The organism is Starkeya sp. ORNL1, from assembly GCF_012971745.1.
In the GTDB taxonomy this organism is placed as follows: Bacteria; Pseudomonadota; Alphaproteobacteria; order Rhizobiales; family Xanthobacteraceae; genus Ancylobacter.
The window spans coordinates 2721005-2746197 of record NZ_CP048834.1 but is presented as its reverse complement, the minus strand read 5'-3'; the positions used below and the strand labels follow the sequence as shown (position 1 = coordinate 2746197).

The following is a 25193-nucleotide window of genomic DNA, read 5'->3' as shown; positions in this document are numbered from 1 at the left end:
GAGGTGCCCGGCTTCAGCCAGGCCTCGAAGGATGTTGAAGCAGGAGACGGCCATCGGGGCGGGCATCCTTCGAGGCCGCTGCGCGGCGCCTCAGGATGAGGTCACTTCAGAAAGCAATGCCCGATCCGTTCCCCTTTGACCTGCGCTCCCTCGACATCTTCCTCGCCGTCTGTGAGGCGGGAACCATGGCGCTGGCGGCGCGCCGGCTCGGCCTCACCCAGCCGGCGGTGTCGCAGGCCATCGCCGATCTCGAGCGGCGCACCGGCGTCACGCTGTTCGACCGCACCCGGCCGCTGGCGCTCACCAGCGCCGGCGGGGCGCTGCGCCAGCGGGCGAGCGCGCTGCTCTCCGAAGCCCGGCAGATCGCCCCGCTGCTGCGCGAGACCGGCAGCAGCCTGCTGCCCTTGCTGCGGGTCGGCCTGGTGGATTCGCTCTCCCGCGCGCTGATGGCGCCGCTGGCCGGGCGGCTGGGTACGATGGCGGACCAGGTCTCCATCCTCTCCGGCCTCACCGCCTCGCATGTCAGCGCGCTGCTGACCCGGCAGCTCGACCTGCTGGTCGGAGCCGGCGATCTCGACGATATCGAGGGGCTGGAGCGCTGGCCGCTGCTCACCGAGCCGTATGTGCTGCTGATGCCGGCCGACCTGCCGCCGCCGAGCCGTGCCACCGACCTCGAAGCGCAGGCGGCTTCGACCCCGCTGGTGCGCTTCAGCGCCCGCTCGGTGACCGGCATGGAGGTGGAGCGGCATCTGCGGCGCCTCAGGCTCGACCTGCCGCGCCGATTGGAGTTCGACACGCCCTATGGCGTCACCGCGAGCGTCGCGAGCGGCGCCGGCTTCGCCATCACCACCCCGCTCTGCATCATCGAGGCCGCGGTACCCCTCGATGGGCTGGCCTGCCGCCCACTGCCGGGGCCGGGCGTTGCGCGGCATCTCACCTTGATCGCGCGCCGCAACGAACTCGGCCGCCTGCCGCGCGAGATCGCCGGCTTCTGCCGGGAATGGCTGGCGGGGTTGAAGGGGGAGGTTGTCGGGCTCGGAGATTGGCTGGAGGCGGGGTTCCAGGTGGAGACCTCGCCAACCTAGTTGACCCTCATCCCCGGGCTTGATGTTTGTTCTGGATACATGGCTGACAGGTGTTCGGAGACATGCCTGACACTTTTGGGGCTTTTGGCCCTGGGAGGTCGGGATGGTCTGGCGGGAGGCATCTGTGGCGGATCAGCGGCGGGAGTTCTGTTTGCTGGCGAGCCTTGAGGGGGCAAACGTCTCGGCGCTGTGCGCGGGCTTCGGGATCAGCCGGCAGACCGGCTATGTGTGGCTGCGCCGCTACCGCGCCGGCGAGGCGCTGACGGAGCGCTCGCGGCGCCCGCATGCGAGCCCGCGGCGTAGCGCGGCGGATCTGGAGGCCCGGATCCTGGCGCTGCGCGATGCCCATCCGGCGTGGGGCGCGCGCAAGCTGGCGCGGCTGCTGGAGGACGCGGCGGCCCCCTCGACGGTGCATGCGGTGCTGGCCCGCCATGACCGGATCGCGCCGGCCGCGCGCCGGCCGCAGGCCTATGGCCGGTTCGAGCGGGCGACGCCGAACGAGCTGTGGCAGATGGATTTCAAGGGGCGGGTGCAACTCGCCTGCGGCACGTGGTGCCATACGCTGACGGTGATCGACGATCATTCGCGCTACGCCGTGGTGCTGGAGGCGTGCGCCGACGAACAGACCGCCACGGTGCGCGCCCGGCTGGAGCCGGCGCTGCGCCGCCACGGCCTGCCGCAGGCCATCTATGTCGACAATGGCGCGCCTTGGGGCGGCGGCCGCCCGGGGCAGTGGACGCCGCTGCGGGTCTGGCTGCTCAAGCTCGGCATCCGCACCATTCCGGCCCGTCCCCACCACCCGCAGGGCCGCGGCAAGAACGAGCGCTTCCACCGCAGCCTTGCCGACGAGGTGTTCGACCTCGCCATCCTGCGCGGCCTCGATCAGGCCCAGGCCGCGCTCGAAGCCTGGCGCGAGGACTACAACCATGTCCGCCCGCACCAGGGGATCGGCCTCGCCGTGCCGGCCAGCCGCTACCGACCCTCGCCGCGGCCCTTCCCGGAGCGCCTGCCCACACCGCACTATGACAGCGCCGAGATCGTCCGCCGGGTCGGCACCACCAAGGCCTATGTCGGCTTCAACAACCGGCTCTGGAAGGTGCCCAAGGCGTTCCGCGGCGAACTCCTCGCCATCCGCCCGCACAAGCGCGACGGCCTTTATGCCGTCTGCTTCGGCGCCACCAGAATCACAACCATCGACCTCAAAAAGCCCCCACACGACCCGCCCTGACTGTCAGGCATGTCTCCGAACACCTGTCAGGGGTGTCTCCGGTCTTTACACTTGACCCGGGGATCCAGACTTCGGGCCGGGCACACGCGGAAAGGACTGGATCCCCGGGTCGAGCCCGGGGATGAGGGTGCATTGAATGATAGCTACGCCCGCCGCACCGCCAGCACGGCGTTCAGCCCACCGAACGCAAACGCGTTGGAGATGGCATTGCGGATCGGCGCTTCGCGCATCGCGTTGGGCACACAATCGATGTCGCACTCCGGATCCGGCTCGCGATAGCCCATGGTCGGCGGCAGGAAGCCTTCGCGCAGCGCCAGCACGGTGGCGACCAGGTCCAGCGCGCCGGCCGCGCTCATGCAATGGCCGTACATGGATTTGGTCGAGGACACCGGCAGCTTCGCCAGATGGTCGCCGAACACAGTGCGCAGCGCGATGGTCTCGGTGCGGTCGTTCAGCGGCGTCGCGGTACCGTGGGCATTGACGTAATCGACATCGCCCGGTGCCAACCCGGCATCCTTCAGCGCGAACTGCATGGCCCGCGCGGCGCTGGTGGCGTCCGGCGCCGTCATGTCGAGCCCGTCGGCGCTCATGCCGAAGCCGGTCAGCTCGGCATGGATGGTGGCGCCGCGCGCCACCGCGCGCTCATAATCCTCCAGCACCACGCTCGCGGCGCCCTCGCCGAGCACCAAGCCGCTGCGGTCCCTAGAGAATGGCCGGCAACCCTCGGAGGACAGCACGCGCAGCGCTTCCCAGCTCTTCATCATGCCGAAGGTGAGGGGGGCTTCCGAGCCGCCGGCCACCGCGACATCGAGCATGCCGGAGCGCACCATCTGGAAGGCGACGCCGATGGAATGCGCGCCGGAGGAGCAGGCCGAGGCGATGGCGAAGGCCGGGCCATGGATGCCGAGATCCATGGTGACATTGGCCACAGGTCCATTCGGCATGGCGCGCGGCACGGTGAAGGGGTGCGGCCGCAGCGCATTCTGGAGATAGAGCTTCTGGTAGCCCTCCTCCATGGTGTTGTAGCCGATGGCGGCGGAGAAGATGGCGCCCGCCTTTTCCAGCGGCACGCCTTCCAGCGCCGGGCCGGCATCCTTCAATGCCTCGCGGGCCGTCACCACGGCGAGCTGCGCGGCGCGGTCCATCAGGCCGAGCTGCCGCCCGTCGAAATGCGCCTCGGGCTGGAAGTCATGGACTTCCGCATAGACCTTGGTCTTGAGGCCTTCGGCATTGACGTGCCGGGCGGGGCCGATACCGACCGTGCCGGCCTTCAGGCCGGCGAGATGGTCCGCGACGTTTGCTCCCAGCGCAGAGAGGGCGCCAAGGCCGGTGATCGCGACGCGTCTGGTCATCAGGCGGTGCGCGGCTGTTGGGCGTTCAGAAGTTCGGCGACGTGCTCGACCAGCGTACCGACGGTGACACCGTTGCCGTTGAGCGGGCCGTCATTCGGTATCTCGATGCCGAAGCGGCTTTCCAGCTTGAAGATGGTCTCGATCAGGTCGAGCGAGGAGATGCCGAGGTCCGCGACCGGCGTTTCGGCAGTGAAGAGGGTTTTGTCGACGCCCGCCTCGTCGGCAATGAAGTCGATGATTTCGATAACGCGGGGATCGTCGCTCTGCATGCGCCTGCTCGGATGAGGGAACGGGTATTCTGAATCGCCGAACGAAACCTATCTCTGCGACGTTCCTATCACAAAGCGGGCCAGCGGCGCGAATTCCACCGCCGATTTACCCTTTCGCGACGGAAGAAAGGAAAGCATAGGAGGCTTTCGGCGTGCGGGTACCGGTGGCGAAATCGACATGGACGATGCCAAAGCGCCGGCGCAAACCCTCCGCCCATTCGAAATTGTCGAGCAGCGACCAGGCGAAATAGCCCTTCAGAGCACAGCCTTCTTTTATCGCGCGCTCGGCGGCGAGGAGATGCTGGCGCAGGAATTCGACGCGCGGCGCGTCCGCCACCGTGCCGCCGGCGGGAGCGGGGTCGTCATAGCAGGCGCCATTCTCGGTGATGTAGACCGGCGGGTTGCCGTACTGGTCGCGTAGCCGGCCCAATATCTCGACCATGCCGTCCGGTTCCACCGGCCAGCCCATGGCGGTGGTCGGCATATTGGGCGGCAGCGGGCCGAAGCCGGCGCCGGCAAGCACATTGTTCGGATCGGCGACGATGTGGGCGCGGCCATAATAGTTCACGCCGAGAAAGTCGATCTTCTGCTGGATATTGGCCCAATCCTCGGCACGCACCACGGGCTCGAAATCGGCGCCAAGGACATCCGGATAGCGGCCATGGAACAGCGGGTCGAGATTCGCTCCGTTCCAGGCGGCGTCGAAGCGGGTGGCAGCCTCGGCGTCTTCCCGGCGCTCGCTGGCGGGATGCACAGGCTGGAGCGAGAGCACGGTACCGAGATCGAGCCCGCTGCGTTCGGCCCGGAGCGCGCGGATCGCCGTGCCCTGCGCGAGGTTCTGGTGGTGCTGCGCCTTGATGAAGCTCTGCCAGCCGGTCCTGCCGGGGGCGTGGTTGCCATAGGCATGGCCGAAAATGGCATGCACCGAGGGTTCGTTCAGCATCGCCCAGTGCTTCACGCGATCGCCGAGCCGGGCGGTGGTGGCGCGCGCATAGTCCGCGAACCACAAGGCGATGTCGCGATTGTGCCAGCCGCCGGCGGCGTCCAGCGCCTGCGGCAGGTCCCAATGATAGAGGCAGGCCCAGGGCTCGACGCCTTTGGCGAGCAGTCGGTCGACGAGCCGGTCATAGAAGTCGAGGCCGGCAGCATTCACCGCGCCGGTGCCCTCCGGCATCACCCGCGGCCAGGCAATAGAGAAGCGATAGGCTGCAAGGCCGCCATTCGCCAGCAGGTCCACATCCTCGCTGAAGCGGTGATAATGGTCGCAGGCGACGTCGCCATTGGTGCCGTCGGCGATCCGCCCCGGTTGGCGGCAGAACACATCCCAAATGCTGGCGCCGCGACCATCCACATTCACCGCGCCCTCGATCTGGTAGGCCGAGGTGGAGGCGCCGATCAGGAAATCCTTCGGCAGCACGGGCATCTGTTCGCCGGCGGCAAAGGCGCCACGCGGCAGCAGCGGCAAGGCGGCGACGGCCGCGGTGGCGGCCAGGAAATCGCGGCGGCGGATCATCAGGCAGGGTCTCCGGCTCTAGGCAGTCACCAGCCGAAGCAAGATGAGTGCCGCAAGGGCAACCGCGCCTTGCAGGGCGGTGCCGAGGCTGAAACGGGCCAACGCCGCACCCGGGCGCAGCCGGGCGGCGTCGGTGACGAGCCAGAACAGCCCGTCATTGATATGCGACGCGGTCATGGCGCCGGCGCCGATGGCCAGCGCGGCAAATGCACGCCCGGGTGCATCGCCGAGACCGAGCGGCGCCAGCAGTTCCATCATCATGCCGGCCGCGGTGATGGCGGCGACCAGCGAGGAACCTTGCAGCAGCTTCATGATCGCCGCAACCGCGAAGGGCAGCACCAAGGCCAAGGCAGGGCCCGGATGCCAGCCGAGCAACCGCTCGGCATTCATCTCCGCCATGCCGGTTTCCTGCGCCAGTTTGGAGAGCCCGACCGCGGCGCCGACCGTGAGCACCAGCCCGGCGACCCGGGCAATGGCCCGGCCCGGCCAGCCCTCTTCGCTCAGGCCGCCGCGCGGCCAGTGCCAGGTGAGCAGCAGCATGGCGCCCACGCCGACCAGCAGCAGGACCAGCGGCCGGCCGAGCCCGATGATGAATTCGCGATTGGAGCCGCCACCCAGCGGCTCGCTGGCGATATCACCGAGCGACTGGGTGACGAGCAGTCCGATCAGCGCCGCGCTGACGAGGATGAGCACGAGCGCGGCGCGCTTGGGCGCGTGATAGGTCGCCCCGTCCATCGCTTCGGTGGTCTCGGGAAGCGTGTCGTCATCCGCCACCGCCGTGCGGGCCACCAGCGCGCCGGCAAGGGCGGCAAGCAGCGCCGCCGGCAGGCCATAGAGCAGCGCCGTGCTCCAGTCGGCACCGAGAATTGTTACCGCGGCGAGGATAACCGGAGCCGGCAGCAGTAGCCCGTGGCTCGCTGACAGCGCGAGGCCGAGCGCGAGCACTGGGCGCGGCGCCTGCCCGCCGATCGCCCGCCGCAGCGGCGACAGCACGGCAAAGGCCGCAGCCGGGGTCGAGGCGATGCCGGCAATGAGGCCGATCAGCGTCAGGGGCAGCGACCGGCGCTGCCAGCCGCGCGCCGCGGCGCGGATGCGGGCACTGGCGCCGGTGGCATCGGCGATCTCGGTGAGCATGGCGCCGGCCACCACGATCAGGCCGAGCGTGGCGATGCCCTGCTGGAAGCCGAGCCCGAACGCCTTGCCGACCTGGCTGGTCGCCATGCCCGCGGCATAGCCGAAGCCGGCGCCCGCCAGGATGAGCGCGAGGAAAGGCTGCATGCGCCCGCGCTGCGTGAGAGCGACGAAGACGACGAGCACGACAAGGAGGCAGGCGGCCTGTTGCAGCGACATGAGCGATCGGACTGTGGGGTGGGTAGAAGGGCGGGGCCTTCGATTAACCCGATGGACGGGCGCTGTCACCCACTCCCCATCGTCATCCCGGCCGAAGCGAAGCGGAGAGCCGGGATCGTAGGAAGGTGATGTGCAATACCTTCCTACGATCCCGGATCGGCCTGCGGCCGTCCGGGCTGACGCGTGCTGGGAAAGATCAGATCTTCACCGCCCGCAGCCGCAGCGCATTGCCGATCACGCTCACCGAGGAGAGCGACATCGCCAAGGCCGCGATCATCGGCGAGAGCAGCAGGCCCAGCACCGGATAGAGCACGCCCGCCGCGATCGGCACGCCCGCGGTGTTGTAGGCGAAGGCGAAGAACAGGTTCTGCCGGATATTGGCCATCGTCGCCTTGGACAGATGCCGCGCCCGCACGATGCCGGTAAGGTCACCCTTCAACAGCGTGATGCCGGCGCTCTCGATGGCGACGTCGGTGCCCGAGCCCATGGCGATGCCGACATCGGCGGCAGCCAGCGCCGGCGCGTCGTTCACCCCGTCGCCGGCCATGGCGACGACCCGGCCTTCGCGCTTCAGACGCTCGATCACCGCCTGCTTCTGCTCGGGCGCCACCTCGGCCTCGATCTCGGTGATGCCGAGCCGGGCCGCTACCGCCTGCGCCGTGGTGCGGTTGTCGCCGGTGAGCATGACGACGCGGATGCCGTCCGCCGCGAGTGCTTTCAGCGCCTCGGCCGTCGTCGCCTTGATCGGGTCGGCGATGGCGAGCGCGCCCGCCACGGCGCCGTTCACCGCGATGAGGATGGCGCTGGCGCCATCGCCGCGCAGCGCATCGGCCTGTTCGGTGAGCGCGGACGGATCGATGCCGAGCTCCCTGAGGAAGGCGGCGCTGCCCAATGTCACGCGCTTGCCCTCGACCATGCCATAGGCACCCTTGCCGACCGGGCTGTCGAAGCCGCGCACCTGCGGAATGTCGACGCCGCGCGCCTCCGCAGCGGTGACGATGGCATGTGCCAGCGGATGCTCGGACGGCCGCTCCACCGCCGCCGCGAGCCGCAGCAATTCCGCCTCCTCGAAGCCGTTCGCGGCGACGATGCGGGTCAGGCTCGGCTTGCCCTCGGTGAGCGTGCCGGTCTTGTCGACCACCAGCGTGTCGACCTTCTCCATGCGCTCCAGCGCCTCGGCATTCTTGATCAGCACGCCGAGCTGCGCGCCGCGCCCGACGCCGACCATGATCGACATCGGCGTGGCGAGGCCGAGCGCGCAGGGGCAGGCAATGATCAGCACCGAGACGGCAGCGACGAGCGCGTAAGTGAAGCGCGGTTCCGGCCCGAACGCCGCCCAGGCGATGAAGGCGAGCACGGCGCAGGCCACCACCAGCGGCACGAACCAGCCGGCCACCTGGTCGGCAAGGCGCTGGATCGGGGCCCGCGAGCGCTGCGCCTCCGCCACCATCTGCACGATGCGGGCGAGCACGGTGTCGCGGCCGACCTTCTCGGCCCGGATGACGAGACCGCCGGAGCGGTTCAGCGTACCGCCGATGACGCGATCGCCGGTATCCTTGGTGACCGGCATGGATTCGCCGGTGACGAGGGATTCATCCACCGCCGATCGGCCGTCCTCCACCGTGCCGTCGACCGGCACCTTCTCGCCCGGGCGCACCCGCAGCCGGTCGCCGGTCGCGACAAGGTCGAGCGCGATCTCCTCCTCGGAACCGTCGGTATTGAGGCGGCGTGCCGTCTTCGGCGCGAGGTCGAGCAGCGCCTTGATGGCGCCGGAGGTCTGTTCGCGGGCGCGCAGCTCCAGCACCTGGCCGAGCAGCACCAGCACGGTGATGACGGCGGCCGCCTCGAAATACACCGCAACGCCACCATCCATGCCGCGGAAATCGGCCGGGAACAGGCCGGGCGCCAGCACGGCGACAAGGCTGTAGAGATAGGCGACGCCGGTGCCGAGCGCGATCAGCGTGAACATGTTGAGGTTGCGTGTCACCAGCGACTGCCAGCCGCGCTCGAAGAACGGCCAGCCGGCCCACAGCACCACCGGGGTCGCCAGCACCAGCTGCACCCAGGCGGAGACGTTCGGCGGCACAATGTGGTGCAGTGCCGGCACGAGATGGCTGCCCATCTCCAGCGCGAACACCGGGACGGTCAAGGCGAGGCCGATCCAGAAGCGGCGGGTCATGTCCGCCAGCTCGGGATTAGGGCCGCTGTCGAGGCTGACCGTCACCGGCTCCAGCGCCATGCCGCAGATCGGGCAGGAGCCGGGGCCGATCTGCCGGATCTCCGGATGCATCGGGCAGGTATATTCCGTGCCCTCCGGCACCGGCGCCGCGGCCTGCTTCGTGCCGCTTAGATACTTCTCGGGGTCGGCGACGAATTTGGTGCGGCAGCCATTGCAGCAGAAATAATAGGTGCGCCCGCCATGCTCGGCGCGGTGCTTCGCGGTGTGCGGATCGACATCCATGCCGCAAACCGGGTCCTTCGCCATAGTGGCGTGGGCAGCGTGGTCGTGATGGGAATGGTCGTGGCCGGCGTGATCGTGGCCGGCATGATCATGGCCTGCATGGGCGTGCTCGCTTTTGCCAGCACAGCAGGAGCCGCCAGCTTCCTTGGCGTCCGCCACGTTGCGGCCCGCCTGGTGGTGATGCTCGTGTCCGGCCATGATCGCTCCGTCTCATATACCCGTGGAGGGTATCCGTTCGCTTGCTATATATACCCCCATAGGGTATACGACAAGCATGCAGAACGACACCCGAGACACCTGCCTGAAGCGCCTGAACCGCATCGAGGGGCAGGTCCGAGGCCTCTCCCGCATGGTCGAGGACAACCGCTATTGCATCGACATCGTCACCCAGGTGGCGGCGGTGCGGGCGGCCTTGAAGCGGGTGGAGGAGGAAGTGCTGCGCGACCATGTCGCGCACTGCGTCGAGCACGCCATTGCCTCCGGCGACGCCGAGGAGCAACGCAAGAAGGTGGCGGAACTGATCGACGTGCTGGGGCGGGTGAAGGGCTGATCGAAGCGCCACGTCATCCTGAGGTGCGAGCGATAGCGAGCCTCGAAGGATGCTGAAGCAGAAGGCGACCATCGGGGCGAGCATCCTTCGAGGCCGCTTCGCGGCACCTCAGGATGACGTTCACCCAGAATCCCGAATCCCTTTGGAAACACTGAGCTTCAAGCTTATGAAATCCAGCGCCCTGCAACCAAGGGGCGCTGGGGGGATCGATGGACAACAAGGCAGATTACGAGCGGGTGCCGGCGGGCGCCGCGCTTGCCGAGGGCGTGCGCATTTCCGAAGCCGTTCCGTCGCGCCGCAGCTTCCTGGCAGGAGGCATCGCGGGCATGCTGACGCCGAGCGTCGCCGGCCTGCTGGTCTCGCAGGTCGACGCCGCGACCATGCAGCACGCCGCCCCGGCGCCATCAGCGGCGGGCGGCGCGGCAGTGCCGGCTCGGGAACTGTCGTCGGATGTCGGCGCGCCGCTGCGCATCCCGTTCGTCGAAGGCGAGCCGCTGCGGCAGCCGGAAGTCCGCCGAACGGTGAATGGCGAACTGCGCACGACGCTGCGCGCGGCCTATTCCTACCAGAATGTCGGCGGCTACCGGCTGTTCCTGCGCACCTATGAGGGGGCGATCCCCGGCCCGACCTTCCGCATGAAGGCGGGCGAGGTGCTGCGCATCCGCCTCACCAACGACCTGCCGCCCAATCGCGAGCAGATGCCGCTGCAGATGAACCAGCCGCATATGCTCAACCTGACCAATTTCCACTTCCATGGCGCCCATACCAGCCCCTCCGGCATCTCCGACAATGTGCTGCGCACCATGGAGCCGGGGCAGAGCTACGACGTCGAGATCCGCATCCCCGAGGATCATCCGAAAGGCACCTACTGGTACCACCCCCATCATCATGGCGCCGCCGATATCCAGCTGGCGAGCGGCATGGCGGGCGCCGTCATCATCGAGGACGGCCCCGAGCAGGTCCCGGAAGTCACCGCGGCCAAGGACGTGACCATGGTGCTGGGCGAGGTCGCCTTCGACGGCTTCGGCATGGTGGAGGGCTTCGACGCGCTGTTCTCCGAGACGTCGGTCCGCTTCCTCACGCTCAACGGCCAGCGGGCGCCAACCATCACCATGCAGCCCGGTGAGGTGCAGCGCTGGCGGATATTGCACGCCGGCTATCAGGATGACCTGTTCCTGGCGATCGACCAGCATCAGTTCCACGCCATCGCCCGCGACGGCATCGGGCTGGTGATCATCGGCGAGGGCCAGGTCTGCACCGACCAGGCGGACCGCAAGGATGCCATGCTGATCGCGCCGGGGCAGCGCATCGACGTGCTGGTGAAGGCCGGCGAGCCGGGCACCTACGACTTCAAGGCGCTGCCCTATAATCAGGGCTATCCCTCACCGTTCGGCCTCATCGCCCGGGTGAAGGTCGCGGGCGCGCCCTTGCCGATGAAGCTGCCGGAGCGCCTCGCCCCGCCACCGCTCGCCTCGATCCGCGACGAGGAGATCACCAATCGCCGCCAGCTCACCTTCTCGGCCATCGTGCCCGAGAACGAGGCGGCGGCGCACTGGCGCGAGTTCAAGTTCCTGGTAGACGGGCGCAGCTTCGACATGAACCGCGTAGATCAGCGGGTGAAGCTCGGCGCGGTCGAGGAATGGACCATCGTCAATCTGCATTTCCACGACCACATCTTCCACATTCACGTCAATCCGTTCGAACTGGTGAAGGTGAACGGCGAATATGTGCCGCCGGTGTGGCTCGACACGGTGGTCTTGCCGCGCAATGGCAGCATCACCTTCCGCTCCCGCTTCCTCGATTATCCCGGCAAGTTCGTGCTGCATTGCCACATGATGAACCACGAGGAACTCGGGATGATGCAGGTGGTGGAGGTCTATGAGGGCTGAGCGCTATTTGGCGTACAGCGCTTCGAATTGCTGCCGGAGCAGGTTCTTCTGCACCTTGCCCATGGTGTTGCGGGGCAGGTCGTCGAGGAAGAGCACCCGCTTCGGCAGCTTGTACTTGGCGAGGCGGCCGTCGAGCGCACCGAGCACCGCCTTCTCGTCGAGCCCGGCGCCCTCGCGCGCCACCACCACGGCGGTGACGCCCTCGCCGAAATCGGCGTGCGGCAGGCCGATCACCGCGCTCTCGATCACGCCGGGCAGCGCGTCGATCTCGGTCTCGATTTCCTTCGGATACACATTGTAGCCGCCGGTGATGACGAGGTCCTTGCCGCGCCCGACGATCTGCACATAACCGCGCGCATCGATCAGGCCGAGGTCGCCGGTGATGAACCAGCCGTCGCGGAATTCGGCTGCGGTCTTTTCCGGCATCCGCCAATAGCCGGAAAAGACGTTCGGCCCCTTCACCTCGATCATGCCGATCTCGCCTTGCGCGAGCCCGCTGCCGCTCTCCGGATCGACGACACGCACCTCCACCCCCGGCAGCGGGAAGCCGACCGTGCCTGCGACCCGGTCGCCCGCATAGGGGTTGGAGGTGTTCATGCCGGTCTCGGTCATGCCGTAGCGCTCGAGAATGGCGTGGTCGGTCGTGGCCTGCCATTCGCGATGCGTCTCGGCCAGCAGCGGCGCCGAGCCGGAAATGAACAGCCGCATGCCCGCGGCGGAATGCGGCGACAGGCCGGGATGCCTGAGCAGGCGGGTGTAGAAGGTCGGCACCCCCATCATCACGCTGGCGCGCGCCATCAGCGCCACGATCAGGTCGGGGTCGAACTTTTGCACGAAGATCATCGACGAGCCTGCCAGCAGCGTCACATTGATGGCGACGAACAGGCCGTGGGTGTGGAAGATCGGCAGTGCATGGATCAGCACATCGTCCGGCGTGAAGCGCCAGGTCTCGACCAGCGCCTGCGCGTTTGAGGCGAGGTTGCCATGGCTGAGCATGGCGCCCTTCGAGCGCCCGGTGGTGCCGGAGGTGTAGAGCAGCGCGGCGAGATCGTCTTCGCCACGGTCTGTGTCCTCGAAACTGTCCGCCGCCGCGTCGGCCGCCTGCGCCGCCGTGCCATTCCCCGCGGCATCGAGGGTAAGCACATGCTTCACGCCGCGCGCCGCGGCGATGGGCGCCGACTCGTTAAAGCGCGCCGGATCACAGATGAATACCGCCGGCTCGGCATCGCCGAGGAAATAGTCGATCTCCACGCCGGTATAGGCGGTGTTCAGCGGCAGAAACACCGCGCCGGCGCGCAGCGTGCCGAGAAAGGCGAACACCGCCTCGACGCTCTTCTCCACCTGCAGCGCCACCCGGTCGCCCGGCCCGACGCCGAGCGCGGCAAAGGCGCCGGCATATTGCGCCGAGCGGCGATCAAGCTCGCCATAGCTGACGACGCGCCCTTCCGGTGTCTCGATGAAAGTGCGGGAGGCATCCGGCGCATGGGCGCGCACGAGGTCGAGGAAATGATTGGCCATGGCAATACCCCGGGACGTTACGGCGAAATCTTACGGCGCGCGCAGCCCCAGCGACGCGACATAGCCGCGATTGACCGTGGCGTTGGCGAATTTGGCATTCTCGATATAGGCGCGCAGCGTCTTCACCACCTCTTCGCGCGGCGGCTTCTTCATGCTGTCCCATTGCGAGCGCGGCACCGAGCCGAAGGCGGCGATGGCATCCCAGCCCTCGGGCTTGGTGATCGACACCACGGTCGAGCGGGAATCGAGGTTCTTGTAGGTCCAGAAGCTCCAGCCGATGCCGAATTTCTCGTTGAGCGCGCGATACTGCGCATTCCATTCGTCGGTGAGCTCGCCGGTCTCGCCGAGGAACAGCGGCACGCCCCAGCGATTGGCGAAGTTCACATAATCCTGCACCTCGCGCCGCTCCGGGCTCGCCCAGAACTTGTGGTAGGTGTAGGCGGCATTGGTATCGAAGGGCGGGCCGAACACGCCGAAATTGGTGCTCCACTGCGCCGCCGCCAGGATCACCGGATGGTTGGTGTCGACGCTGCGGATCGCCTGGGTGATCTCGGCATAAAGCGGCTCTAGCCGCGGATTGAGATAGTCCGCATCGTGATAGGGCGAGATCGGCTCATTCAGCAGGTCGTAGCCGAGCACCGCCGGCTCGTCCTTGTAGCGCTCGGCAATGCGGCGCCAGAGATCGACCGTCTGCCGGCGATACTCGGGCACATAGAACACCAGCGGATAGCCGACGCCGTCATCATGGTTTACCCCGGTCTGGCCGCCGGGCGCGGCATGGATGTCGAGGATCGCCTTGATGCCATGCGCCTTGCACCAGCCGAGCACACGGTCGATCAGCGCCCAGCCCTCGCTGTCCGGCGTGGTGAAGAACTTGAAGTGCAGCGGAATGCGCACCGTGGTGAAGCCGGCGGCCTTCAGGAAGGCGATGTCCTCCTCGCGGATATAGACGTCGCGGAAATCCTTCCAGAAACGGGCGGCTTCCTCCGGACCGGCGAGATACTCGATCACGCTTTCGATCTCGCGCGGCGAGCGCTGGACCTTGAACTTGAACATGTAGCCTTCCGGCAGCAACCAGTTGCCGAAGCTCATGCCCTTGATCTTGAAGGTCGAGCCGTCCGGATTGACGAAGCGCGTGCCCTGAGCGCGCACGAAGCCGTCGGCCGGCGCGGCGTCCTGCGCCTGCGCAGCGGGCAGCGTGATGATGAGGGCGAGAAGGGCGGACGCGAGGGAGCGGAACATGGCGGCGGAAGCTAGCGGGAAGCGCGTGCGCCGTCATCCCCTGAGCGACGTCATGCCGAGAAGTGCCCGCCTGCCGGGCGTCGTTACCCGAAGGCCTCTGTTACCCGAAGACGTCTTTGGCGAGCTGCAGCAGCGCTTTGTCATTGCCGCGCCGCGCCATGATCGACAACCCCACCGGAGCGCCGTCCACCGTTGCCACCGGAATGGTCAGCTGCGGCAGGCCGCCGAGGCCAGCGGTGCACAGCAGTTCCATGGTCCGGCGGCGATAGTCGATCTCGACCTCGTTGGATGCCGTGCCGCGCGGCGGCGCCAGCGTCGGCGTGGTCGGCAGGCAGATCAGCTCGTCCTCACTGAAGCGCCCGGCGAGTTCAACGGCGATCTCGTCGGCCCGGGCTCGTGCGGCAAGCGCCGCATCGGGCGCGATGGTGGCGGCGATGGCGAAGCGCTCGCCGACACCCCTGCCGAAGCTGGGTCGGTGCTCACCGATCCATGCGCCGAGCGAGGCCCAGATCTCGCCGGCCTGCGCGATGCGGAAGGTTTCCAGCCAGTGGTCGAGCCCCTCCGGGCTCAGCACCGCACGCTCATGCGCCCCGATCCGGCGCTCGATGGCGTCCAACGCTGGAGCGATGGCGGCCCGGATCGCCGGATCGGTGCGCTCGAATGCGTCGTCCGCCAGCACCATGCGGCGGAAGCCGTGCGCGGGTGCGCTGTCGCCCAGCAGCACGTCGCTGATCCGCTTCAGCATCGCGGCATCGCGGGCGAACCAGCCGATGGTGTCGAAGCGCGGGGCGAAGCGCGACACGCCGGTCAGCGGAATGCTGCCATGGGTCGGGCGCAGGCCGAACAGCCCGCAATAGCTCGCCGGCACCCGCACCGAGCCGCCGCAATCGGTGCCGACGGCGAAATCCACCAGCCCGCCGGCAACCGCCACCGCCGAGCCCGACGATGAGCCGCCGGGCAAACGGTCCGGGTTCCGCGGATTGGTCGGCGTGCCGTAATGCGAGTTCTCGCCGGAGAGCGAATAGCAGAGCTCGTCGCTGATGGTGCGGCCGATCAGGTCAGCCCCGGCGTCGAGCAGACGCGTCACCGCGGTCGCGGTCTCCGTTGCCGGCTCGTGCGAGGCCAGCCATGTCGGGTGGCCGAAGCCTGTCGTGCTGCCGGTGACATCGAACACGTCCTTGGCGGCAAAGCTCAGTCCGTGGAGCGCGCCTTGCGCGGCACCCGGCTGAGCGACGTGGTTTGCCGTGCAGAAGGCACCGAACGGATCAGCGGGCGGGCTGGCCGGCGAGTTGGCAGGCAGCTGGGAACGCGACATTTACGGCTCTCAATGCTGCGGGCGGTGCAGTTGCGCTGCCGGGCGGGTCACGGTGCGGCGGCCGCGCTTGTAGGCGAACAGCACCGGCGCCAGCTCGGCGACCGCCTCTTCCGGGCGCTCGCAGTCCAGCACGGTGAAATCGGCGGCCTTGCCGACTTCGATGCCGTAATCGGTGGCATTGATCAGCTTCGCCGAGCGCTCGGTGATCATGGCGAAGCACTCGCGAATGTCGGCGGTGGCGCCGATATGGCAGATATTCGCGTTGAGGTTCGCCATGCGGATCAGCGAGCAATCACCGAACGGGGTGAACGGGTTCAGCACGTTGTTGGTCGAGAGCGAGCAATTGACGCCGTGATGCAGCAGCTTGTGCGTGTGGGTCACGCCGCGCACATGGTGGCAGTCGCGATCGCGGCCCATGAGGAACAGGTCGGTCGAGGGCAGCACGGTCAGCGCCACGCCGGCATCGCGCATCCGCCGCGCCGCGGCCTCGAACTGCTCGGGGCTGGCGCCGGCGAGCTTGGTCACATGGCCGATGGCGGTGCGCCCACCCCAGCGATAGCGGTCCGCCAGCTCGCAGACATAGTCGAGGTCGAGCCGGTCGGCGACCGGCCCGAAATCGAGATGCATGTCGATATCGACATCGAACTCGCGGGCCATCGCGAAGACGCGGTCGATCTGGCCGTGCGGGTCGCTGTCGGTATAGGGCGCGGCGCCGACTACGCGCGCGCCACGCTTCAAGGCCTCGACCATCAGTTCGTCGGTGCCGGGATTATTGAGCAGGCCTTCCTGCGGGAACACGCAGATCTCGATATCGATGGCCCAGCGATATTCCTCGATCAGCGGCAGCACGCCCTCCAGTCCGCGCAGGCCGATGCCGGGATCGACCTCCAGCTGGGTGCGCATGCGGGTGGTGCCGTTGAGGATGCATTTCTCCAGCGTACGCCGGCCGCGCTCATAGACGTCTTCCGGCGTGAAGCCCTGCTTGGCCTTGGCGACCTCGGCGATCGCCTCCGGCAGGTCGCCGCGCTGGGCGTGGCAGCGGTCGAGGATGCAGGATTTGTCGAGATGGATATGGGTCTCGACGAAGCCTGGCGCGACCAGCCGGCCGCGGACATCGAGCTCCTCGCCCTCCGCGGCAAGCGTGCTCTCGATGGCGACGATGCGTCCGTGCTGGATCCCGATGTCGACGGTGCGTTCGCCATCCGCCGGCAGGCGGGCATTCCTGACAATCAGGTCCAAGGGGTATCTCCTGCCAATGATCGAGCCGGGTCGGACGCGTAACTAATCACATGATTAATTAGCTTGCGACGCCGAGACGGCCCGGTAAAGGCGATTGAATCGCCACCGCCGGTAGTGGTCAGATCATTGCCAGGAAAAGGTTTTTGCTGAGGGGCAAGGGCAGCTCGCGCGGCGTTTGGGCAACCCGCTGCCGATTTTCACCGCACCGGAGTTCAGTCGAGCGGACGCGCAGGGACTTGCCACCAATTTGCGTTATCCCGGCCGAAGCGAGGCGGAGAGCCGGGATCGCGTCCAGGCAAAGAGCGTTTGCGCGATCCCGGATACGGCCTTGCGGCCGTTCCGGGATGACACTGTGAGGAAGCTCTGCTCAGGCCGCGCTGCGTGCGACCTCGCCCGCGGCCTCCACCGGCATCGCCGCGCCCACCGTTTCCGCCACCATCTGCGCAGTGGCGGCGGAAAGCGTCCAGCCGAGATGGCCGTGGCCGGTATTGTAGAACACGCCGGGCAGCTTGCCGGCGCCGACCCGCGGCATCATCGAAGGCAGCATCGGCCGCAGGCCCGCCCACGGCACGACACGGCTGGTCGAGACGCCCGGGAACAAGTGCCGGGTCCAGTCCACCAGTGGGCGGATGCGGTCGGCGCGGATGTCGCGGTTCTCGCCATTGAACTCGGCGGTGCCGGCGACGCGGAAGCGGTCCGCGCCGAGGCGGCTGGTGACGATCTTGGTCTTGTCGTCGAGCAGGCTGACCCAGGGCGCCGCCTTCTGGCTGGCCTCGTCGTCGAGCATCACGGTGATGGAATAGCCCTTCACCGGATAGATGTTCACCCGGTCGCCGAGCTCAGCCGCGATATCGCGCGAGCCGATGCCGGCGCACACCACCACGCCGTCGGCATGCAGCACGTCGCGGGTCGGCGCGCTGTTCTCGTCGTCGGCGGGCTGCGCATAGGCGATGTCGACACCACTGCCGGTGTGCTTCACGCTCTCGACGCTGGCCTCATGGATGAAGCGCACGCCACGGCGCGTGCAGGCCTCCGCAAGGCCGCGGGTGAATTTGTGGATGTCGCCGGTGGAATCGGACGGAGTGTAGAAGCCGCCATGATAGTCGCCATGCAGCGTCGGCTCGATGGCGCGCATCTCGTCTGGCGTCACCGCGCGGCGCTCGAGACCACCTTCCGCATAGAGCCTGCCGAGCTTGGCGGCGCCGTCGAACGAGGCCTTGTCGCGATAGATGTGCAGGATGCCGCGGGTCTCGTGATTGAAGTCGATCCCCTCGCGCCGGGCGATGTCGAACAGATAGTCCCGCGCCTTGATGGCGAGGCGGGTGGTCTCGATGGTGTTGGCGCGATAGTTCGTGATGTTGCCGAGGAACTCCGCCATCCACGAATATTTGTGCCAGGACGGCATCGGGTTCATCAGCAGCGGCGCGTCGGCCTTGAGCATCCATTTGATGCCCTTGAGCACGGTCGCCCAGCTATTCCACACTTCGGCATTGCTGGCGGAGAGCTGGCCGCCATTGGCGAACGAGGTCTCCATCGCCGCATAGCGCTGGCGATCGATGACCGTGACCGCATAGCCCTTGTCGGAGAGCGCATAGGCGGTGGTGATGCCGGTGATGCCGGCACCGATGATGGCGATGTGGGGGGCGGCGCCGTTCTTGAAGCTGGAAACGCTCTGGAGCATGGGACTCTCCCGCAGGATCGAAGGACATGGACCGGACCATCAGGTCCGTTCCGGCTGTCCCCAAATCTGTCGCGGTACCTGAGAGCTCGCCCCGAGACATTCGCCTCGGGCTTCCCCTTCGGTGGATGTCTCGTCCGGCCTATGGCCTCACGGACACCTCTCTCCAGATCGTCCTGAAATGTGCGGTCCCTGGTGCCTGAGAGTTTCCTGGGGGGTTGCTCCGTCGGCGCCGACACGTCCCGGAAGAGGCTGTCGGTCTCTCCCGCACACTCGATATTGGACCCTTGATGCATCGCACAAAGGCATGCCGAATTCAAGGGTAACGGCATGCAATGGGCGCATGGGAGGGTAGGTGGGGATGCGCTGGCGGGATGGGAGGAGTGCTTTGCTTCAGCATCCTTCGAGGCTCGGGCTGTCGCCCGAGCACCTCAGGATGACGTGGTTCTTCAAAGCAACGTCATCCTGAGGTGCGAGCACAGCGAGCCTCGAAGGATGTTGAAACGAAGCGCCCTCAAATCGACTTCACTGCATCCAGCCCCAGATCCAGGATCGGCGCCGAGTGGGTGATCCAGCCGACCGAGATCAGATCGACCCCGCTCGCCGCCACCGCGCCGATGGTCTCGCGATTGATGCGGCCGGAGGCTTCGGTAAGCGCCCGCCCGCCGACGATTTCGACGGCACGGCGCAGCGTGTCCGGGTCCATATTATCGAGCAGCACCGCATCGACACCGGCCGCCATGGCTTCCTCGAGCTGCTCCAGCGTGTCGACCTCGACCTCGATCTTCACCATGTGGCCGGCGCCAGCCTTGGCCCGCGTGATGGCGATGGCGACGCCGCCGGCGACGGCGATGTGGTTGTCCTTGATCAGCACGGCGTCATCGAGCCCGAAGCGGTGATTGGAACCGCCGCCGGCCTTCACCGCGTGCTTCTCCAGCGCCCTGAGGCCGGGCGTGGTCTTGCGGGTGCACACCACATGCGCCTTGCCGTGGGTGCGGGCGACCTCCACCAGCGCGTGGGTCGCGGTGGCGACGCCGGAGAGCCGGCAGGCGAGGTTCAGCGCCACCCGCTCGGCGGTGAGGATGGCCCGCGCCGAGCCCTCCAGCCGGAGCACGACGTCGCCGGCGGTGACATGGGTGCCGTCGAGCCGCTCCAGCGTGACCTCGAGGGACGGGTCGATGAGATGGAAGGCGATCTCGGCGGCGTCGACGCCGGCGATCACTCCGGTCTGCCGGCTGGCGATCACCGCGGAGAAGCGCGCATCGGCCGGCACCACCGCATCGGTGGTGACATCGCCGGCACGCCCGAGATCCTCCAGCAGCGCGGCACGGACGATCGGCTCGATCAGCAGGCGGGGCAGGGGGGAGAGGGCGTTCATAGCGATGATCCCTGGGGAAACGAACCACGTCATCCTGAGGTGCGAGCGTTAGCGAGCCTCGAAGGATGCTCAAGCAGAAGATGGTCATCGGGGACGGGCATCCTTCGAGGCCGCTTCGCGGCACCTCAGGATGACGTTCCGATGGAACGAACTAAGCCACCCGCCGCACGAACGGCGCCTCGCGCAGGCCTTCAGCGAAGGCCAGCGTGTCGTCGAGCGCGGTGCGGGAATGCACGGCTATCGTCGCAGTGAGCGGGAAGTCGGCCCGGAAATGCCCGCCGCGGCTCTCCTCGCGCTTGAGCGCCTGGCTCGCCACCATCAGCGCGACCAGAGCCATGTCGTCGTTGCCATCGCTCGCCAGCGCGTCGAGCCGGCGCACCGCGGCGTCCAGCCCGGCGGCCTCGCGCACCACGCCGACACGGCGATCCATCAAGGTGCGGATCTCGCTCCGGAACGCCGAGGGCGCAGGCGCAGCATCCGCCACGCCGTCACGGCCGCCAGCTGCGCGCCCGGCAATGTCCGCCGCGATCCATTCGGCATAGGCCAGCGCCTCCAGCAGCGAATTGCTGGCGAGCCGGTTGGCGCCGTGCAGCCCCGTCGAGGCGACTTCGCCGCAAGCCCAGAGCCGATCCAGCGACGAGCGCCCGGCCGCATCAACCTCGATGCCGCCCATATGATAATGCGCCGCCGGGCGCACCGGGATCGGCTGGTGCACCGGGTCGATGCCATTGGCCCGGCACAGCGCGACGACGCCGGGGAAACGCTGCTCGATGCGCTCCAGCCGGGCGTCGAGCACCACGCTGCGCCCAGCCGCGATCTCGGCGAAGATGGCGCGCGCCACCACGTCGCGCGGCGCCAACTCGCGGCCGGGGACATCGGCCATGAAGCGCTCGCCACGATCGTTCACCAGGATCGCGCCTTCGCCCCGCAGCGCCTCGGTCGCCAGCGGCATCGGGTCAGCGCCCGCGGCGATCGCGGTCGGGTGGAACTGCACGAACTCCATGTCGCGCAGCACCGCGCCGGCGCGGGCGGCGAGAGCAAGACCCGAACCGACCGCGCCAAGCGGATTGGTGGTGGAGGCATAGAGGCCGCCGAGCCCGCCCGTCGCCAGCACAACCGCGCGGGCCGGCAGCACCACCGCACCGGACGCGCTGACCCCGGCAATGCCGGTGACGACACCGTTCGTATCGCGCAGCAGCGCGGTCGCCCGCACGCCTTCCATCAGATGGATGGATGGGCAGGCGCGCACGGCCTTGGCCAACGTTTCCAGCACGGCGCGGCCGGTGGCATCGCCGCCGGCATGGACGATGCGCCGGCGCGAATGCGCGGCCTCCAGCCCGAGCGCGACGCGGCCCTCAGTGTCGCGGTCGAACGGCGCATCGAGGCCGGCAAGCCAGTCGATCGCCGCCGGCGCCGCCGCGGTCACGCGGCGGGCAACGAGCGGATCGCACAACCCGACACCGGCGCTCAAGGTATCGACGGCGTGGAATTCCGGCTGGTCGTCTTCGCCAATGGCTGCGGCGATGCCGCCCTGCGCCCAGGCGGTGGCTGCCTCCAGGCCGAGATCGGCCTTGGCGAGCAGCGTGACCGGCAGGGGAGCGAGGCGCAGCGCGGTGGCAAGCCCGGCGACGCCGCCGCCGATTACCACCACATGATCCGGCCTGTGGCCGATGAGGCGTTCCATCCTAAAAGCCTTCAGCGAATGGCGAGCATGCGGGTGATGGGCGCGCGGGCGCGCTCGGCGATGGCCGGGTCGATCTCGACCGCGACGGTCATGGTCTCCAGCGCGTGCCGGATCTTCGGCAGCGTGATGCGCCGCATGTGCGGGCAGAGATTGCACGGCCGCACGAACTCGATGTCGGGATGATGCACGGCGACATTGTCGGCCATCGAGCATTCGGTGATGAGCACGACACGGCCCGGCTTGTGGTCGCCGACGTAATCCGCCATCGCCGCGGTGGAGCCGGCGAAGTCGGCCTCCGCCACCACTTCCGGCGGGCATTCCGGATGCGCCAGCACCACGACGCCGGGATGGGCTTCGCGCAGGTCACGAATATCCTGCGGCGAGAAGCGCTCATGCACCTCGCAATGGCCCTTCCAGGCGATCAGCTCGATCTCGGGAACTTCCTTCTGGACGTTTTGCGCCAGATATTCGTCCGGCAGCATGAGGATGCGGTTGACGCCCCATTCCTTCGCAACGTGGCGCACCACCTTCACCGCATTGCCTGATGTGCAGCAATAGTCGCTCTCCGCCTTCACCTCGGCCGAGGTGTTGACATAGGAGACCACCGGCACGCCCGGATAATGCTGGCGCAGCAGGCGGATATCGGCGGCGGTGATGGATTCGGCGAGCGAGCAGCCCGCCTTCGGATCGGGGATGAGAATGGTCTTGGCGGGGTTCAGCAGCTTCGCCGTCTCGGCCATGAAGTGCACGCCGGCCATGACGATGACGTCGGCATCGACCTTCTCGGCCTCGCGGGCAAGCGCCAGGCTGTCGCCGACGATGTCAGCCACGGTGTTGAAGATTTCCGCCGCCTGGTAATTGTGGCCGAGGATCACCGCATTGCGCTCGCGCTTCAGCGCCTCGATCGCCTCGACCTCGCGGGCGATCAGCGGCCATTCTGCCGGCGTGATGTGCTTGGCGACGCGGGCATAGAGATGCGGCAGCGGCAGGGCTTCGATGGCGCGGGCGCTCGCCGGCAGGAAGCCAGGGCGGGCGGTGATGTCCTCGCGGACGGCGAGATTGGCGTCGAACATTCCATTCTCCCTTATGCTCTATCTGAGCATAAATAGGGTCCGAAAAATCCGGGTTCAAGACCCGGCGTCGGACTTATGCTAGGACTGAGTATAAGGGCTTGTCAACGGGACGTCATAAAGAGTGATGGCGCTCCGTTTGAGCATCCTTCGAGGCTCGCTGGCGCGAGCACCTCACGATGAGGTGGTTCTGCAACAGCGGCCTCATCCCCCGCAGTTGGCCAAATGGCCAACTGCGGGGGTGCCCGGCTTGGCCGGGCCTCGAAGGATGCTGAAGCAGAGCGAGCTCTTAACGCCGTATCCCGCCGCTCGGCAGGCGCACCCCGGGCGCCGGGCGCTCCAGCAGCACCTCACGGCGGAAGCGGACCAGGCGGGCCGGGCGGCCGCCGGTTTCGCTGGTCGCCTCGCCGGTCTCCTCGACCAGGCGCTGCTGTTCTATCAGCCGGCGGAAATTCTGCTTGTGCAGCCGCACTCCGGACAGCGCCTCCACCGTGCGCTGGAGCTGGCCGAGGGTGAAGGTCGGCGGCATCAGCTCGAACACCACCGGGCGGTATTTGATCTTGCCGCGCAGCCGGGCGATGGCGAGCGCCAGCATGCGGCGATGGTCGCCCCCCATCTCGACGCCGGGCAGGAAGGTCGCGGTGCGCGCGGCGCCTTCCGGCAGGCCGCGTTCGCGCAACGCTTCCGCCACCATGCCGGCCTCATAGAGTAGTTCGTAGCGCTCCAGCACGCGTTCCTCGTCGCGACCCTGGCTGAAGCCGAAGGCGAGTGAGAGCCGCTCCGCCCGCATCGCACCGACCGCCGCGCTCGGCGCGGAAGCCGCCCAGGCGCGCAGCCCCGGCTCCAGTGCATCGAGCACCGCCGGGCGGCCGTCGCGCCAATCCTCCCACGGGAAATAGCGATACCAGCTCTCCCAGGCGGCATCGGCATCGCCGGCCGGGCGGGCTTCGCGCACGAGCGCGAGATAGGCGACCGAGAGCGCGTGGCCGGCCGCTTCGCCGTCGGTCTCGCGGCGGTCGCGGTCGCCGAAGGTGTAGAGCTGCTCGACATGGCCGAGTATCTGGTGGGTCTGCCGTTCCACCCAGTTGCGCAGGCCGGCTTCCAGCGTGCGGTGGCCGCGCTCCAGCGGGCCGGAGGGCAGCGCCTCGCGTCCGCCCGAACCTTCGCGGCCCGAACCTTCGCGTGCAGAGTGTCGCACGGCGAGCACCTTCGGATCGTCCCCGGTCACCGCGACGATCACCGCGCTGAGGCCGATCGAAAGCCGGCTCTCGGCGTCGCTGATACCGATTGGGGACAGGCGGTCGGGCTGGGTGGAGGCGGCCATGGTCTGAAGGGCAGGATTCGCAATCGATGAAGGACGCGTCAATCTAGCATGCTTGCGTGATCCGCGCCGGGATGGCATGCGCGTCATGAAGCTTGGAATGGAGGCGAGGATGGCGATCATCGACCCCGTGGTGCTGCCCGGCGGCGAACAGGTGCCGCAACTCGGCATCGGCACCTGGATGATGGGCGAGCGTGCGGCCAGCCTGAAGGAAGAGGCGGAATCGGTGCGCACCGGCATCGAGCTCGGCATGCGCCTCGTCGATACCGCCGAGATGTATGGCGACGGCAAGTGCGAGACGTTCCTGGGCGATGCGCTCGCCGGGCTGCGCGACGAGGTGTTCCTGGTCTCCAAGGTCTATCCGCACAATGCGAGCCGCGCCGGTGTCATCAGTGCCTGCGAGCGCAGCCTGCGCCGACTCAAGACCGACCGGCTCGATCTCTATCTGCTGCACTGGCGCGGCGGCGTTCCGCTGGAAGATACGGTTCTCGGCTTCGAGCAACTGAAGTCGCAGGGCAAGATAAGGCATTGGGGCGTCAGCAATTTCGACACCGACGACATGGAGGAGCTTTGGGAGACGCCGGGCGGCGAGGCCTGCGCCGTCAACCAGGTGCTCTACAACCTCACGCGACGCGGCGCGGAATGGGATCTGCTGCCATGGCTTGAGCAGCACGAGATGCCGCTGATGGCCTATAGCCCGATCGAGCAGGGGCGTATTCCCGTTGGCGGTGCGCTTGCCGAGATCGCTTTGAGGCACAAGGCGAAGCCGTTCCAGGTGGCGCTTGCCTGGGTGCTGCGCAACAAGAACAACATCGTCATCCCCAAGGCCTCGAAGGTGGCGCACATGCGCGACAATCGCGGCGCGGCGGACATCGTGCTCGACGCCGCCGACCTCGCCGCCCTCGACCGCGCCTTCCCCCCGCCGAGCCGCAAGCGCTCGCTGGAGATGCTGTGACGTCCAATTGCACAGATGTCATCCCGGCCGGAGCGGCGAAGCCGCGCAGAGCCGGGATCGTCATCCGGAAGGAGAGCAAACCGGCGAACGATCCCG

General features: G+C 67.9%; 18 protein-coding genes, 1 pseudogene and 1 riboswitch. Of the genes and pseudogenes, 5 read left to right on the top strand and 14 right to left on the bottom strand.

Annotated features, from left to right (window positions below; genetic code table 11):
• Positions 1 to 116 precede the first annotated feature (116 nt).
• Positions 117 to 1085, top strand: a complete 969-nt coding sequence (locus G3545_RS13085; protein ID WP_170013232.1) for a LysR family transcriptional regulator — start codon at positions 117 to 119, stop codon at positions 1083 to 1085.
• Between the two features lie 103 nt (positions 1086 to 1188).
• Positions 1189 to 2286: pseudogene (locus G3545_RS13080) on the top strand (IS481 family transposase); the annotation flags it as partial.
• Between the two features lie 170 nt (positions 2287 to 2456).
• On the opposite strand, the gene G3545_RS13075 reads toward G3545_RS13080, so the two are convergent.
• The 5 genes from G3545_RS13075 to G3545_RS13055 form a co-directional block, all read right to left on the bottom strand.
• Complete coding sequence (locus G3545_RS13075; protein ID WP_170013229.1) at positions 2457 to 3665, bottom strand: beta-ketoacyl-[acyl-carrier-protein] synthase family protein; 1209 nt, start codon at positions 3663 to 3665, stop codon at positions 2457 to 2459.
• Positions 3665 to 3934, bottom strand: a complete 270-nt coding sequence (locus G3545_RS13070; protein ID WP_170013226.1) for an acyl carrier protein — start codon at positions 3932 to 3934, stop codon at positions 3665 to 3667. The genes G3545_RS13075 and G3545_RS13070 overlap by 1 nt, the downstream gene beginning before the upstream one ends.
• A 106-nt stretch (positions 3935 to 4040) precedes the next feature.
• A complete protein-coding gene (locus G3545_RS13065) occupies positions 4041 to 5447 on the bottom strand; it encodes a GH1 family beta-glucosidase (RefSeq protein WP_170013224.1) in 1407 nt (468 codons plus the stop codon).
• Positions 5448 to 5465: 18 nt separating this feature from the next.
• A complete protein-coding gene (locus G3545_RS13060) occupies positions 5466 to 6797 on the bottom strand; it encodes a GntP family permease (protein WP_170013221.1) in 1332 nt (443 codons plus the stop codon).
• Positions 6798 to 6993: 196 nt separating this feature from the next.
• Positions 6994 to 9282, bottom strand: a complete 2289-nt coding sequence (locus G3545_RS13055) for a heavy metal translocating P-type ATPase (protein ID WP_281411731.1) — start codon at positions 9280 to 9282, stop codon at positions 6994 to 6996.
• Positions 9283 to 9532: 250 nt separating this feature from the next.
• On the opposite strand from G3545_RS13055, the gene G3545_RS13050 reads away from it, so the two are divergent.
• Together G3545_RS13050 and G3545_RS13045 are read left to right on the top strand one after the other, a co-directional pair.
• The gene (locus G3545_RS13050) at positions 9533 to 9808 is read left to right on the top strand and encodes a metal-sensitive transcriptional regulator (protein WP_170013216.1); all 276 of its coding nucleotides are present in this window, start codon (positions 9533 to 9535) and stop codon (positions 9806 to 9808) included.
• A 209-nt stretch (positions 9809 to 10017) separates the two neighbouring features.
• Positions 10018 to 11697 carry a multicopper oxidase family protein gene (locus G3545_RS13045; RefSeq protein ID WP_170013213.1) on the top strand — a complete coding sequence of 560 codons (1680 nt, stop codon included), beginning with the start codon at positions 10018 to 10020 and terminating at the stop codon, positions 11695 to 11697.
• 3 nt (positions 11698 to 11700) lie between these two features.
• On the opposite strand, the gene G3545_RS13040 is transcribed toward G3545_RS13045, so the two are convergent.
• The 9 genes from G3545_RS13040 to G3545_RS13000 form a co-directional block, all read right to left on the bottom strand.
• Complete coding sequence (locus G3545_RS13040) at positions 11701 to 13215, bottom strand: malonyl-CoA synthase (protein WP_170013210.1); 1515 nt, start codon at positions 13213 to 13215, stop codon at positions 11701 to 11703.
• 30 nt (positions 13216 to 13245) lie between these two features.
• A complete protein-coding gene (locus G3545_RS13035; RefSeq protein WP_170013208.1) occupies positions 13246 to 14457 on the bottom strand; it encodes a cellulase family glycosylhydrolase in 1212 nt (403 codons plus the stop codon).
• 100 nt (positions 14458 to 14557) lie between these two features.
• The gene (locus G3545_RS13030) at positions 14558 to 15772 is read right to left on the bottom strand and encodes an amidase (protein WP_246702814.1); all 1215 of its coding nucleotides are present in this window, start codon (positions 15770 to 15772) and stop codon (positions 14558 to 14560) included.
• Positions 15773 to 15781: 9 nt separating this feature from the next.
• A complete protein-coding gene (locus tag G3545_RS13025; RefSeq protein WP_170013205.1) occupies positions 15782 to 17011 on the bottom strand; it encodes an amidohydrolase family protein in 1230 nt (409 codons plus the stop codon).
• Between the two features lie 367 nt (positions 17012 to 17378).
• Positions 17379 to 18692 (bottom strand): D-amino acid dehydrogenase, encoded by a 1314-nt coding sequence (locus G3545_RS13020; protein WP_170013202.1) that lies wholly within the window; start codon positions 18690 to 18692, stop codon positions 17379 to 17381.
• 173 nt (positions 18693 to 18865) lie between these two features.
• A riboswitch (glycine riboswitch) is annotated at positions 18866 to 18967 on the bottom strand.
• 236 nt (positions 18968 to 19203) lie between these two features.
• Complete coding sequence (nadC, locus tag G3545_RS13015; RefSeq protein WP_170013199.1) at positions 19204 to 20067, bottom strand: carboxylating nicotinate-nucleotide diphosphorylase; 864 nt, start codon at positions 20065 to 20067, stop codon at positions 19204 to 19206.
• 151 nt (positions 20068 to 20218) lie between these two features.
• Entirely contained in the window at positions 20219 to 21751 is a 1533-nt protein-coding gene (locus G3545_RS13010) for an L-aspartate oxidase (protein WP_170013196.1), read from the bottom strand.
• Between the two features lie 11 nt (positions 21752 to 21762).
• Entirely contained in the window at positions 21763 to 22824 is a 1062-nt protein-coding gene (gene nadA, locus G3545_RS13005; RefSeq protein ID WP_170013194.1) for a quinolinate synthase NadA, read from the bottom strand.
• Between the two features lie 286 nt (positions 22825 to 23110).
• Complete coding sequence (locus G3545_RS13000; RefSeq protein ID WP_170013192.1) at positions 23111 to 24145, bottom strand: hypothetical protein; 1035 nt, start codon at positions 24143 to 24145, stop codon at positions 23111 to 23113.
• A gap of 109 nt (positions 24146 to 24254) precedes the next feature.
• Here G3545_RS13000 and G3545_RS12995 point away from each other — a divergent pair, with 109 nt between their 5' ends.
• On the top strand, positions 24255 to 25097 hold the full coding sequence (locus G3545_RS12995) for an aldo/keto reductase (RefSeq protein ID WP_170013190.1): 843 nt from the start codon (positions 24255 to 24257) through the stop codon (positions 25095 to 25097).
• The last annotated feature ends 96 nt before the right edge of the window (positions 25098 to 25193 follow it).